The organism is Kaistella carnis, from assembly GCF_003860585.1.
Classification (GTDB): Bacteria; Bacteroidota; Bacteroidia; order Flavobacteriales; family Weeksellaceae; genus Kaistella; species Kaistella carnis.
Map to the genome: position 1 here is coordinate 486,272 of NZ_CP034159.1, position 13,937 is coordinate 500,208.

The window sequence follows — 13,937 nt, forward strand, 5'->3', positions numbered from 1 at the left end:
TTTAATGTACGACTTTTATTCCACTGGCCATAAAACTGATTTCTTCTTGAGGTTTTGTGATGGCGTCAATCTCGGACTGAGTTTTTTTTGCATCTTCCGCATAATGTTTCAGTTCATTTACGGTCGTAACTTTCGTTTCAGCACTTCCTTCCAAGATCACGTTTTTTCCTACTAAAGCGGTAGGTACAAAAAAGGCATAATCTTTCATCTTTACAAAAAACTTCTCGTTGTTTTCAGTTTCAACTGTCATCCAACAGCCTTTCTTTTCACAAACTTCAGTCACTTTTCCTTTGACCACAACATTTTCCAGTTTCGCAGATTTTTTTAGTTTCTGATCCAGTTTTTTTGGAGTAATCGCAGTTTTCTCCGCATTTGCGGAAACACCGGAACCATATACATCTCCAACCATCGCTTTTCCTTCCGGTGGACCCACTTTTTTCATGGTAGCTTCCTGAGCAATTGCGGTCGTTGCCAATAGTATAGAAAATAAGAATACTAATTTTTTCATTTGATTTAATTTGGGACAAAAATACTAAAATATTTCAATTCAAATTTTTAATAATTAGTCATTTGTAAATTAAACCTTATAAAGTAGAAGTTAAAGTTAAAAATCATTGCAGAAAATTTATATATTTACCGCTTTCTAATGTTAAATGAAAATTTGATTCTATTTATTAAAGCAGAATAGTCTCATAGACAATTACACCTCAATTTAATAAAAGAAGATAAGATCATCAGCTTCTAATCTTCAATGTCTCTTTATTTATATGAACAAAAAACTAAAACTTTGGGATGCCACCATGTTGGTTATGGGATCCATGATTGGAAGCGGAATTTTTATCGTAAGCTCCGACATGATGAGGAATTTGGGTTCCGGTTACTGGTTGATTGCCGTATGGGTTATTACCGCTGTAATGACCGTGGCAGCTGCGATTTCGTATGGTGAACTTTCTTCTATGTTTCCAAAAGCGGGCGGACAATACACCTACATGACGGAAATGTTTGGCAAAATGTCGGGCTTTCTATATGGTTGGGGCTTATTTACGGTCATACAAACAGGCACTATTGCTGCAGTAGCAATGGCTTTCGGAAAATTTACAGCCTATCTTATTCCGGCATTGAGTAATTCTGCACCAATTTTTCAAAATGGTGGTTTTAAAATTACCTGGATCCAGATTTTAGCGATCGTTATAATTTTATTACTGACTTACATTAATTCCCGAGGGCTAAAAAATGGAAAAATACTTCAGGATATTTTTACATCCTCCAAAATCATAGCATTACTCGGAATAATTATTTTCGGAGTTATTCTCGTCAAAGATTCCCATTGGGCAGAAAACATGAGTTTCGGCTGGAATGCATATCAGGATTTTGGTAAGGATGTCGGCAATACTTTAGAACCTACCAGTTGGAAATCCATTGGAAGCGTCACTCTTTTGGGCGGTATTGCCGCAGCCATGGTTGGATCTGTTTTCAGTTCTGTGGCTTGGGAAAATGTAACTTTTATGTCAGGGGAAATTGAAAATCCTAAAAAAAATGTGGTGAAAGCGATGGTTTTTGGAACCGTTACCGTCATGCTTTTATACCTTTTCGTGAACTTCGTATACCTTCATGCGTTAGGTCGCGACGGGATCGCGTTTGCCGATAACAACCGTCCGGCAGTTGCAGCTTCTGAGATGATTTTTGGAAGTACGGGAACGGTCATCATGGCCATTTTGGTCATGGTTTCAACATTTGGCTGTATTAATGGTTTGGTTTTAGCAGGCGCGAGGGTTTTTCAGACCATGGCAAAAGATGGTTTATTTTTTAAATCAGCCGCAGAAAATAATAAAAATGATGTTCCCGGTAAATCCCTCTGGATGCAGGGAACTTGGGCTTGTCTCCTGGCACTTTCCGGGCAATACGGCGACTTGCTCGACATGATTTCGTTTATTATCGTTTTGTTTTATATGGTCACCGTTTTCGGTGTTATTTGGATGAGGATAAAAAAACCAACCATGGAAAGACCTTACAAAACCTGGCTTTATCCTGTTACTCCGATTCTCTATTTGCTCATCGGAACCGCTTTTTGTGTTCTCTTAATCATTTTCAAACCACAATATACGTGGCCCGGATTCATCCTTATTTTGCTGGGCCTACCGGTTTATTGGTTTGTCAACAGAAAGAAAGTCGACAGATAATCGTAAATCAATCTAATGTAAAGGAGCACAAAAAGCAGAAATCTTTCCACTTTTCGGTCCCGCTATCCACTGTATCCCAAGCCGCCGCAACGCCAGCGCTTTTTGGGATGCCGTTCCTATCGGGGCTAGGATTCAGGGTGGTGATTCTCCGGAAGATTGCATGTGATTGGGTTAGTGATAAAATAAAAAGCACTAACTTTCGAAAAAAGAAATCATGTCAGAATTAGTTCCTGTTTTTCAGTCTTCGTATTTATATGAGATTGAATTGGCAAAAACCAAACTTGCCTCCCGCGATATTCCAAGCTATATTAAAAATGAATACGTAAATAATATCGCCGTATATCCTATTTCCCAAAATTATTATTTGCTCGTCAACCCTCTGGACTTCGAAGCTGCAGAAATCGTTTTGAAAGAAAATGACGAACTCTCGGAAACTGATTTTTATACGCCATCGGTCTAAATTTTAGAAATCATATTTAACTGTGATTTCTATTCACTTAAGCCATCGTGAAATTTGCGGAAAAAAATGAGCTTTACGTTCTTCTAGCCCCGATCGCCGTGAAAATCTTTTCTAATAGGAAATTGGCTTTAGCGCTGGAATTAGAAAAATTGTAACAGAGAGCGGGTGGAATGGTGGAAGAAGTGATACACTTTCATGCTTCAAAAAACGCATCATCTTACCCGAATTTAGACCACTTATGATTTGGTCAAGCCTTCTAAAATTCCCTATCTTTACGCAAAATTTTACGCAAAATGACAGACTGGAAAACCGTCAAAGAATACGAAGATATTACATACCAAAAAAAAGGTGGAGTAGCAAGAATAGCGATTAACAGACCGGAAGTCCGCAACGCTTTTCGTCCGAAAACAACCTCGGAATTATATGATGCATTTTACCACGTTTCCGAAGATTCTTCGGTAGGCGTTGTTTTGCTGACTGGCGAAGGTCCAAGTCCGAAAGATGGCGGTCATGCTTTTTGCAGCGGCGGCGATCAGAGATCACGTGGGGAACAGGGTTATGTAGGCGAAGATGGAAGACACCGTTTAAATATTCTAGAAGTTCAGCGATTAATTCGTTTTATGCCGAAAGTTGTGATTGCTGTGGTTAATGGTTGGGCTGTTGGTGGCGGACATTCATTGCATGTGGTTTGTGATTTGACTTTAGCGAGTAAAGAGCATGCTATTTTTAAACAAACCGATGCTGATGTTACGAGTTTCGATGGTGGTTATGGTTCGGCTTATTTGGCAAAAATGGTAGGACAGAAGAAAGCCAGAGAGATTTTCTTTTTAGGACGTAATTATTCTGCGCAGGAAGCAGCAGATATGGGAATGGTGAATGCCGTAATTCCTCATGCAGAACTGGAAGATACAGCGTACGAATGGGCTCAAGAGATTTTAGGGAAATCACCAATGTCAATTCGGATGTTGAAATTCGCTATGAATTTAACAGACGACGGAATGGTGGGTCAGCAGGTTTTTGCGGGTGAAGCAACACGTTTAGCGTACATGACCGAAGAAGCAAAAGAGGGTAGAAATGCCTTCCTGGAAAAAAGAAAGCCCGACTTCGGAGATAATAACTGGATTTCGTAAAGAAGAGATTAGAGGTCAGAAATTAGATGGTAGAATTATTATTCAGTCTAATTTCTAAAATCTAAGATCTTTTATCTAAAAATATATGACAGATTGGATCAAAGCAGCGCGGCTGCGAACATTACCGCTTTCGATGAGCGGAATAATTTTAGGTTCTTTCATCGCAAGATGGAGAATTGTTGAAGAAGGAGGAACCTGGGATTGGCAGATTTTTGCAATGGCCCTGGTTGTTACTTTACTGTACCAGATTCTCTCGAATTTTGCAAATGATTATGGCGACGGAATTAAAGGAACGGACAAACTAAGAGTCAATGAAGCTGAGCAAAGGGCCGTAGCTTCTGGAAGAATCACCGCGACACAAATGCGAAATGCAGTGATTTTATTTTCTATTCTATCTTTAATAGCCACGATTGCACTTTTGTATTTGGCTTTTTTCAAGGAAAACTTAATGAACGAATTTTACACGTTCGTTGGGTTGGGAGTTGCCTGTATTTTGGCCGCGATTGGTTATACGATTGGTAAAAAGCCTTATGGCTATTTAGGGTTGGGTGATATCATGGTATTTATCTTTTTCGGCTTGGTTTCGGTTTGTGGAAGTTATTTTCTGTTTACCAAACATTTCGATTGGGATATTTTACTACCTGCAACAGCAGTTGGTTTGTTGAGTGCAGCAGTGCTGAATCTTAATAATATGCGAGATATTGAAAGTGATGCAGCAAGTGGAAAGAAAACATTAGCCTTACGCTTAGGCTTTAAAAATGCAATGGTTTATGAAATCATCTTATTGCAATTGCCTTTAATTCTCATATTGGTATTTATGATGATGAATGGCCTGCATACAGAAGGTAAATATTACGCTTTTATCTTTTTCATATTAATGCTTCCTATGACGGCAATGAGACGAAAGATTATGGAGGTGAAAGAGCCGAAAGAGTTAGATCCATTTTTAAAACAAGTTGGTATTATGACTTTGACGATGGCAATTTTGGTTGCGTTCGGATTAAATTACTTTTAATTAAAATTTTAAAAAACTAAAAGATTCCAAAATGAAAATAAAATTTCTCGGACAAAACTGTTTTTTGTTCACTTACAAAGGAAAAAATATATTATCAGATCCTTTTTATAATTATCAGAAAGAGAAATCCGGTTTTGATATTTCTGCCCAGAAAATCGATTACGTATTGATTACACATGCACACGGCGATCACATTGCTGATGTCAAAGAAGTCCTGCAACATCATCCGGAAGCGTCTGTAATTGGGCAACCGGAGATCTGTGGATACTTTGGTCACCCGAATTCTATTGATATTAATTTCGGTGGTTCTGCGAAGATTGATGATTTAAAAATATCTATGGTTCCCGCAAGTCATACGAGTTCTTTTCCTGATGGAACTTATGGTGGGGAACCTGCTGGCTACATTTTCAGATTGCCAGGAAAGAATATTTATTTTGCTGGCGATACCGGAGTAATGGCCGATATGGAAATGTTCCCGAAACTATTTGGTAACATCGATTTAGCAATACTTCCTGTTGGCTCACATTATACGATGTGTGCACGTAAAGCGAGTTTTGCCGCTGCAGAATTATTAAAAACGAAGAAAGTAATTGGCTGTCATTTCGATACTTTTCCGCCGATCGAAATTAATCATGAGGAGGCGTACCAACTTTTCTCAGAAAGAAATATCGAATTCACTTTACCGAAATTAGGGGAGGATTTTGAAATTTAAACTGAATACTATTTGATTCAAAAATCAAATCGAACTGAGAAAAAACTTTAGGAAATAATGAAATTACGAGAATATAAGGCACAAAAAATGGCAAGCTACCTAAATCACACCGCTACAACCGATTACCTTTGCTGCGTTCCCACCCTGGAGGAGTTTCAGGAGCTGGTTGTTTAGGACTTGCCGTTGCAAATATACGCCTTTAATTTAAATTTCAAAATTCTAAACATTAAAAATAATAAAATTGACGACTGTAAATATGATTAAAAATGTCTATTCCATTGGTTTTGTGCTGTTTATTGCAACCATGGTTGTGTTCCTGGGAATGTACTTTTTCGGAATGAATACCGAATATTTTAACAATTCGCTCCTTTTAAATGCTTTTTTTATGCCCGTAATTTACCTAGCAGGTGCCTATGTTTCCGTAAATTCATTGAGAAGAGCAGGAATTCGAATGGGTTTTCGGGACGCCTTCGGCCGTGCTTTTAAACCGATGTTTTTTGGAGGATTTTTGTCTGTAATTGGAATGTATCTTTTCCTAAACTTTGCCGATCCGGGTGCGAAAGATTTATTGAATTTTCAATATATCGAAAGACAGAAAACAGAACTGGATGCTGAATATAATAAAGCCAAGCAATTTGTAAAAACTCCTGAAGAAAAGGCAGAACTTGAAAAGAAATATCAGGAAAGAAAATTAAGCTTCTCCCCGGAAATGATCAAAGGAAAGGATATGTTTAATTTTCGCCAGTTTACCTATTATTTTGCGGCAATCCTCGTATTCTATGTAATTTTATCCACCTTTTTTGCAAGTTTTTTCCGAAGCAGGTCAGAACTTTAGTTAAAAAATAAAAGTCAAATAAAAATACCGAAATAAACCCCTAATTTTGCTAAATAATCTTTTTTAATAAATGAATCTATCCATCATCATCCCTCTTCTGAACGAAGAAGAATCTCTTGAAGAACTGTTTTCAAGAATCGATAACGTTTGTCAGTCTCACCGTCTTTCCTACGAAATTTGGTTTGTAGATGATGGAAGCACCGATCTTTCCTGGAGCATCATTGAAAATTTGAAAGTACAGCACCCACAAATTCATGGGATAAAATTTTCCCGTAATTATGGCAAATCTCAAGCGTTACATGCGGCTTTTGAAAAAGCAAGTGGCGATGTTGTAATCACGATGGATGCTGACTTACAGGATTTTCCGGAAGAAATTCCGGAATTATATGCCATGGTTAAAACCGAAGGGTACGATATTGTTTCCGGCTGGAAAAAGAAAAGGTATGATAATGTAATGACCAAGAATATTCCGTCCAAAGTCTTCAACGCAGCGGCCAGAAGTATTTCTGGAGTTTACCTTCATGATTTTAATTGTGGGTTAAAAGCCTACAAAAAGCAGGTCGTAAAATCAATTGATGTATATGGCGATATGCATCGCTATATTCCTGTTTTGGCCGCGAATGCAGGCTTCCGGAAGATTACTGAAAAACCGGTTCAACACCAGGCCCGACCTTATGGAACTTCGAAATTTGGAACAGAACGTTTCGTTCGTGGATTTCTGGATTTAATTACACTTTGGTTTGTAAGCCGTTTTGGCGGTCGACCAATGCATTTCTTCGGAGCTGTCGGAACTGTAATGTTTATTGTCGGTTTTCTTTCCGCTTTATGGTTGGGAATTTCCAAGTTAATCGATGTTTCACAAGGTATTTACGGACATTTATTAACGAATAATGCCTGGTTTTTTATCGCCTTAACTATGATGATTATGGGATCGCTTCTTTTTATCGCCGGATTTTTAGGTGAAATGATTATCAGAACCAATAGACAACACGAAAATTATCACGTGGAGGAAATTATTTAATTCCGGAAAAGTCTTTTTATTTACCTTTTATAATGAAGAATTTAATTTATATCGTTCTTATTTTAAGTTTATTTTCTTGTGGAAAAGTTTCGCCAAAGGGTGATATTACTAGCAAGGACGTGATGGTCGAAGATTTTGTTAATCTTAATCTGGAAGGCAACTTCAGGGCATTCTATGTGAAAAGTGACAGCAGTTTTGTGAATGTTGAAACGTATAAAAATGTTGGTGATAATTTGAAAATTAAAGTAAAAGACAAAACGTTGTCGGTGTCTGAAGGCCGTAAAACGGAAGGTGTTGATTTCTATAATATTACGATCTATTCGAAATATAATGTAGAACAAATTTCGATGTCCCAATCTGTGGAATTGAATGTTTCAAGCGAAATTAAGACCGATAATTTTAAACTTAATTTGAAAAATAACGCTAAATTTATTGGATCGGTTAATTCCAGAAGAGCAGAAGTTGAAATGACTCAAAAAAGTCGTGCAAACTTTTTAGGAAAAACCAAAGATGCAGTTTTGAAAATCTCTGATACCGCAAGTATTATTGCGCCATACTGGACGATTGAAAATTTAAATATTGATTCGAAGAATGGAAATTATGCAGAGCTGAATGTAAAAGATTCTTTAAAAGGAAGCATTAAAAATACAGCAAAACTGACCTATTATAATGACCCGATTAGTGCCATAAAAATAGATGAAACGGCAACTGTTCAAAATAAAGAATTAGACTAAAACTATTCTGGCGCAATTCTTAAAAATTTTAATTAGAAATAAATATAGAAAGATATGACAACTTTAGAAAAAGCAAAACTCTGGTTAACAGATACTTTCGATGAAGAAACACAAAAAACTGTTCAAGAATGGATCGATACTAATTCTGATGAATTAGAAGATTCTTTTTACAGAGAACTGGAATTCGGAACGGGTGGAATGCGTGGAATTATGGGTGTTGGAACCAACCGTTTAAATAAATATACGCTTGGTCAGGCAACTCAAGGTTTAGCAAATTATCTTCATCAGCAGTTTCCAAATCAGGAAATTAAAGTTGCGATTGCTTATGATGTTCGACATAACTCAAAGGAATTCGGTAAAATGTGTGCAGATGTTTTAACTGCAAACGGAATAAAAGTTTTACTATTTAAAGAACACCGTCCAACTCCTGAACTTTCTTTCACGGTGAGAGATAAGAAATGTAACGCCGGAATCGTGTTGACAGCTTCTCACAATCCGCCTGAATATAACGGTTATAAAGTTTATTGGAATGACGGAGCGCAAATCGTTCCGCCAGATGATGAGAATATTATCAAAGAAGTTTATTCGGTAAAATTCAGTGAGATTAAATTCAACGGAAACGATGATTTAATCGAATGGATTGGTCCGGAACAAGACGATGTTTACATCGATGCTTGTATGGAAAATTCTCTTTATCAAAATGTTGGCAGAGATAATTTGAATATTGTATTCACTTCGATCCACGGAACCACTTATGCAACTGTTCCTGACGCATTGAAAAAAGCCGGCTTCAAGAAAGTTGATTTGGTAAGAGAACAAATGATTCCAAGCGGAAATTTCCCAACCGTTGATTCACCAAATCCTGAAGAACCTGCGGCACTTGAAATGGCGATGGATTTAGCGAGAATTACCAATGGTGATATCGTTCTCGGAACTGATCCAGACGGAGATCGATTGGGAATTGCTGTTAGAAATCTGGAAGGTGAAATGCAGTTATTGAACGGAAATCAAACCAATACGATTTTAACGTATTATATTTTGGATCAATGGAAAAAAGCCGGCAAAATCACCGGAAAGGAATTCATCGGTTCAACGATTGTGACTTCTGATATTTTCTATGAAATTGCTAAAAAATTCGGTGTTGACTGCAAAGTTGGTTTAACCGGTTTTAAATGGATTGGTAAAATGATCCGTGATTTCGAAGGAAAAGAAAAATTCGTTTGTGGTGGCGAAGAAAGTTTCGGTTTTATGACCGGAGATTTCGTTCGAGATAAAGATTCTTGTGGTTCAATTTTATTAGCTTGCGAAATTGCAGCCTGGTGTAAAGCCAATGACACAACCATGTTCGAATATATGATCGAGATTTACAAAGACCTTGGAATGTATTACGAAGGTTTAGTAAACGTGGTTAGAAAGGGTAGAACTGGTGCTGAAGAAATTATTCAGATGATGAAAGATTTCCGTGAAAATCCACCTAAAGAAATCGCCGGTTCCAAAGTGGCGATCGTAAAAGATTTCCAGGAGCAAACCTCTTTAAATATGATGACAAATACAAAATCGGTGATGGACGATATTCCAAAATCGAATGTATTGATTTATTATACTGAAGATGGAACCAAAGTTTGTGTACGTCCGTCTGGAACAGAACCGAAAATTAAATTCTATGTTTCTGTAAAAGATCAAATTACTTCAAAAGAAGAATTTAAGGAGAAATCGGCTTCTTTAAAACAAAAAATCAATCAGGTTAAAGCAGATTTAAAATTATAAGGTTCAAATTAATTTGATAACTTTAAGGCAGAGATAAATTTTATTTCTGCCTTTTTTATATATTATTTAGAATGAGATTGTTTATTGGTAAAAGCATTTTAATTTGTTTTGGACTTAGTGTTTGCCTAAGTTTACTACTTATTTTTGCGGTTAAATTGGCAACAAGCAGACCACTTTCTCCAGCTGAACCCTATCGAAATTTAAATTGTTTTGCGGGATTAGAATTTGCAATACCGATTGGGATTCAGTTATTCTTAGCAATTGCAAGTTTATTTGCTTTTTTAAATATATTTGATAAAATTCGATCGCAAAGATTTCTCTCTTTTGCCACTTTCTTTTTTATTCACTTTGTACTTTTTTTTCTTTCAATCAAAGAGATGATTAATGAAAATGACGTGTGGATCATGATCCTTTATTTTGTCTTTTATATGTTGCCTTGGACTTATTACTATATTAAATTTAGAAAAAAATGGGGACTTTAGATCTTCAATTTTATAGCGTAATTATGTAATTTTAAAGCTTTTTATCATGAAAAGAAATGTACTATTTTTAATTTTATTTGGAACGGTTTACTTGCTTAATGCGCAGGTAAGCATGATCACATCGCAGTTTTCTCAAAACTTAACAAAATCAGATTTGCCTTTTTCAGGAGATCGGAAATTATATGCAATTGGCATCGATGACAAAAACACAGAAAACTATTTTGTGGTTTCTAAGAATCGTTCCGGCGCCGAAAATGATGAGTTGTATATTGAAAAATTCACCAAAACAGGAAGTACTTTTACCAGGACTTTCCAATATAAACTAACGCATCCCATTAATAAATCTTTAGCGTTCGTCGATAATCGCGCCAGTTATTCTGATGTTGACAAAGATGGCAATTATGAAAGCATTTCTATAATTGATCAACATGAAGCCGGACCTGAAAGTAAGGTTGAAAAAGTGATTGGAATGATCATGTACAAAAATAAACCCTATGAAATATTTGTTTCAGCAGATGATAATTTTAGTCAAAACCTCTATAGCGATAATTTTTCCCAGTTGCCAACGCCGATTAGCAAGCATTTTATTGATTTTTGGAATCGTTTGAATAAGCCCTAGTTTTAATTCTAAGATTACGTATTATGAAGTTTTATATTACGCTCCTTATTCTACTTTTTCCACATGGAATTTATTCTCAGTATATTCTTGAAAATGAATCGGTTATTTACTCTTTCAACACTAATGGCGAAAAGAAAATGGTTTTGGTAAAAGACAATAACAATAAATATATTCAGTATCGATTCGGGACCAAACGTAAAATAGAGATGCAGTTTCCAGCGAAAAGAACAGAAGAAAGTTGGAAACACTTTCATTATATTTTTTACAGTCGCGGCGGCGGAAAAGCGAACTCTGGACAAGAAATTGCCAATCTTAGCTTTACTAAAGATGGTTACCAATATTTAATTTACGATACCTATTTTTCACAGAATGAAAAACTCGCTACGGGGATTTTACTTAAAAATTTAAAGCTCGATAAGACTACGAGGATAAATGGAATTATAAAAAATAGGGTCGGAAGTTTGTTTTCATTGAATTTGGAAACGCCGTTAGAATTTGATGAGAGTTTAGGTTTTGAGTTTTAAATAAAAAAATATGAAAAATTTTTGTATATCACTTTTAACCGTTCTTTTTTTATGGGTGATATTTTCTTGTGAAGAAAAAGAGAAGGAAACTACACAAATAAAATATAGACCTAAAATAGATGTTAAAAAAGAGAACGTTATTCCAGATTCTATTTTAAGTAAAAGCGTATTTATAAAGATGCAGGACTCTGGATTCACCAGAATTTGGGTTGACAGCAAAGAGAGTAGAGGAAAATACTTTTATGCAGATACTTTAAATATTTTTAATGTTGGGAAATATACTTTCGAAAATAACCTACCAAAGCTCACCGAAAAATTTGAGCTGAATAGACTGGAATGGTCGTACTTCAGTATTGACAGCAGTTCGGTAGAGAATAAGTTGATCAATAATAAAGAATACTTGTTTCTAACGACACAACCTGAATATATGGGTAAAGCGATTCCGGGAAAAACGGTCGAATTCTGGATGATCAATCTGAGTGACCTAAAGGATCGCCAAAGTCTTTTGTACAAAGGTTATTTCAGCGAATTCTGCAATGAGTGTATCAAAGGAGAATTTGCTATTGAAGAAAAAAATAAAAGAATCGTTTTAAAAAGTCCCTTGTATCAATATGCTTCAAAATCAAAATTAATTTTTCAGGCTTCTAAAAAGGAAAAAAAAGCAGACTATTATAAAAATTATGAAGAAAAATGGGAGAAAGATAATAGAACGGATAATCACTACGGCGCTGGTTACGCTATTATCCCAGAATCGATTCAATCTACGTACTATAAAGACCAACTATTTAATCTTGATGGATCGGATATCGACACCATTATTGAGAATGAAAATTTTATTGTAGCAACTTATTTTCGTGGCAATCTCTTAGGATATGATAAAAATAAAAAATTGTATTTCCCTATTATCGTTGAGTCTTGTACTTATTCTTGCAATAAAAATATTATTTTTCTCGATGAAAAAACAGTACAAATAACCTATGAAGATGGTGAAAAATTCGAGATAAAGCTCGATGAAATTATTTTTAAGAAGTAGATGATAGAAATTTCTTATCTTATAAATTAAAGATCAATCTTAATTTTTTGCCCTAAAATGTCAAATGAAATTTATTAAAAAGTTGTAAATTTGGTTCAAACTAAAGCGACCAATAGAAGGTCTTCTATTTGTCAATAAAAATCATCTATGAAAGTATCAAAATTAGCAGCTAATCTTATTGGCTCAGAAATCATCAAAATTGGAAATCAGGTTAACGACATGAAATCTCAAGGTGCTGAAATAGCAAACCTTACCATTGGTGATTTAAATTCAAATATTTATCCGATTCCCGATTTATTAAAAGAGGAAATTCAGAAGGCCTATCAAAATAATTTAACCAATTATCCGCCAGCAAATGGACTTTTATCCTTGCGAAAAGCAATTTCAAAGGACATTAAAAACCGATGGAATTTGGATTATTCTGAAAATGATATTTTGGTTGCCGGAGGTTCTAGACCTTTGATTTATGCCGCATTTAAAACGATCGTCGATGCGAATGATAAAGTAATTTATCCGGTTCCGTCGTGGAATAACAATCACTATTCTTACCTTACTGAAGCTCAGAAAATTGAAGTTGAAACTTCAGTAGAGAATAACTTTTTGCCCACGGCTGCTGACATAAAACCTCATATTAAAGGCGCTGTCTTAATTGCACTCTGTTCGCCTCTAAATCCGACTGGAACTATGTTTACGAAACAGCAACTTGCTGAAATTTGTGAACTGATTATCGAAGAAAACAAAAGCCGCGGTGAAGGTGAAAAACCTTTATACCTAATGTATGATCAAATTTATGCCATGCTTACTTTCGGTGGGGAACATTACGATCCAGTCACTTTATATCCGGAGCTTAAAGAATTTACGATTTATATTGATGGTGCTTCGAAATGTTTCGCAGCCACAGGCGTTCGTGTAGGCTGGAGTTTTGGACCCTCTGTAGTTATTGATAAAATGAAAGCGTTGCTTGGTCACATTGGAGCTTGGGCACCAAAACCTGAGCAGGAAGCAGTATCTGTTTTATTAAATCATCCCGAAAAAGTGGACGAATTCGTCAATCATTTTAAGGGAGAGATCGCGGAGAGTTTGACCGTTCTTCACAATGGGATTCAAGATCTTAAAAATGAAGGTTTCTCTGTAGAAAGTATTCAGCCAATGGGCGCACTATATTTAACGGTGAAGTTAGATTATATTGGTAAAACCAAGCCCGATGGGAGTTTAATTAAAGATTCATCTGATCTTGTTTTCTATTTGATCGAAGAAGCGGGAATTGCATTAGTTCCTTTTTCTGCCTTTGGAAATTCCCGAAATATGCCGTGGTTCCGTGCTTCTGCAGGCGGCGTTTCTCTGGATGAAATCAAAAATATGTTGCCAAGACTTAAAGATGCTTTGCAAAAGTTGAAATAAACTGAAAGTATTCATTTTCTAAAT

The 13,937-nt window shown here is 35.9% G+C and carries 15 protein-coding genes and 1 other RNA gene; 14 read left to right on the forward strand and 2 right to left on the reverse strand.

The features are described from left to right. Window position 1: 1 nt before the first annotated feature. On the reverse strand, window positions 2-508 hold the full coding sequence (locus EIB73_RS02180) for a DUF4920 domain-containing protein (protein ID WP_125022209.1): 507 nt from the start codon (window positions 506-508) through the stop codon (window positions 2-4). 259 nt (window positions 509-767) lie between these two features. Between EIB73_RS02180 and EIB73_RS02185 the strand changes: the two genes are divergently transcribed. The 5 genes from EIB73_RS02185 to EIB73_RS02205 all read left to right on the forward strand — a co-directional run bounded on the left by EIB73_RS02185 (window position 768) and on the right by EIB73_RS02205 (window position 5,497). Continuing rightward, window positions 768-2,180 (forward strand): APC family permease, encoded by a 1,413-nt coding sequence (locus tag EIB73_RS02185; RefSeq protein WP_125022211.1) that lies wholly within the window; start codon window positions 768-770, stop codon window positions 2,178-2,180. A 214-nt stretch (window positions 2,181-2,394) separates the two neighbouring features. After that, window positions 2,395-2,640: a putative signal transducing protein gene (locus EIB73_RS02190; protein ID WP_125022213.1), complete on the forward strand. Its 246-nt coding sequence runs from the start codon at window positions 2,395-2,397 to the stop codon at window positions 2,638-2,640. A 293-nt stretch (window positions 2,641-2,933) separates the two neighbouring features. Continuing rightward, entirely contained in the window at window positions 2,934-3,770 is an 837-nt protein-coding gene (locus EIB73_RS02195; protein WP_125022215.1) for a 1,4-dihydroxy-2-naphthoyl-CoA synthase, read from the forward strand. 85 nt (window positions 3,771-3,855) lie between these two features. After that, a complete protein-coding gene (gene menA, locus EIB73_RS02200) occupies window positions 3,856-4,785 on the forward strand; it encodes a 1,4-dihydroxy-2-naphthoate octaprenyltransferase (protein ID WP_125022217.1) in 930 nt (309 codons plus the stop codon). Between the two features lie 31 nt (window positions 4,786-4,816). After that, a complete protein-coding gene (locus tag EIB73_RS02205; RefSeq protein ID WP_125022219.1) occupies window positions 4,817-5,497 on the forward strand; it encodes a metal-dependent hydrolase in 681 nt (226 codons plus the stop codon). A gap of 85 nt (window positions 5,498-5,582) precedes the next feature. Here EIB73_RS02205 and ffs read toward each other — a convergent pair. Then, window positions 5,583-5,680, reverse strand: an RNA gene (gene ffs / locus EIB73_RS02210) — signal recognition particle sRNA small type. 58 nt (window positions 5,681-5,738) lie between these two features. Here ffs and EIB73_RS02215 point away from each other — a divergent pair. From EIB73_RS02215 to EIB73_RS02255, 9 genes are all read left to right on the forward strand, one after another. After that, entirely contained in the window at window positions 5,739-6,332 is a 594-nt protein-coding gene (locus EIB73_RS02215) for a DUF4199 domain-containing protein (protein WP_228411265.1), read from the forward strand. A 70-nt stretch (window positions 6,333-6,402) separates the two neighbouring features. Next, on the forward strand, window positions 6,403-7,353 hold the full coding sequence (locus tag EIB73_RS02220) for a glycosyltransferase family 2 protein (protein WP_125022221.1): 951 nt from the start codon (window positions 6,403-6,405) through the stop codon (window positions 7,351-7,353). Window positions 7,354-7,385: 32 nt separating this feature from the next. Further along, entirely contained in the window at window positions 7,386-8,087 is a 702-nt protein-coding gene (locus EIB73_RS02225) for a GIN domain-containing protein (RefSeq protein ID WP_125022223.1), read from the forward strand. Between the two features lie 54 nt (window positions 8,088-8,141). After that, a complete protein-coding gene (locus EIB73_RS02230) occupies window positions 8,142-9,854 on the forward strand; it encodes a phospho-sugar mutase (RefSeq protein WP_125022225.1) in 1,713 nt (570 codons plus the stop codon). Between the two features lie 71 nt (window positions 9,855-9,925). After that, window positions 9,926-10,336, forward strand: coding sequence for a hypothetical protein (locus EIB73_RS02235; protein WP_125022227.1), 411 nt, complete (start codon window positions 9,926-9,928; stop codon window positions 10,334-10,336). A gap of 46 nt (window positions 10,337-10,382) precedes the next feature. Beyond that, window positions 10,383-10,955, forward strand: coding sequence for a hypothetical protein (locus tag EIB73_RS02240; protein WP_125022229.1), 573 nt, complete (start codon window positions 10,383-10,385; stop codon window positions 10,953-10,955). Window positions 10,956-10,978: 23 nt separating this feature from the next. Continuing rightward, entirely contained in the window at window positions 10,979-11,479 is a 501-nt protein-coding gene (locus tag EIB73_RS02245) for a hypothetical protein (protein WP_125022231.1), read from the forward strand. A gap of 10 nt (window positions 11,480-11,489) precedes the next feature. Then, window positions 11,490-12,512, forward strand: a complete 1,023-nt coding sequence (locus EIB73_RS02250) for a hypothetical protein (protein WP_125022233.1) — start codon at window positions 11,490-11,492, stop codon at window positions 12,510-12,512. 147 nt (window positions 12,513-12,659) lie between these two features. Further along, on the forward strand, window positions 12,660-13,913 hold the full coding sequence (locus EIB73_RS02255; RefSeq protein ID WP_125022235.1) for a pyridoxal phosphate-dependent aminotransferase: 1,254 nt from the start codon (window positions 12,660-12,662) through the stop codon (window positions 13,911-13,913). Window positions 13,914-13,937: the final 24 nt, after the last annotated feature.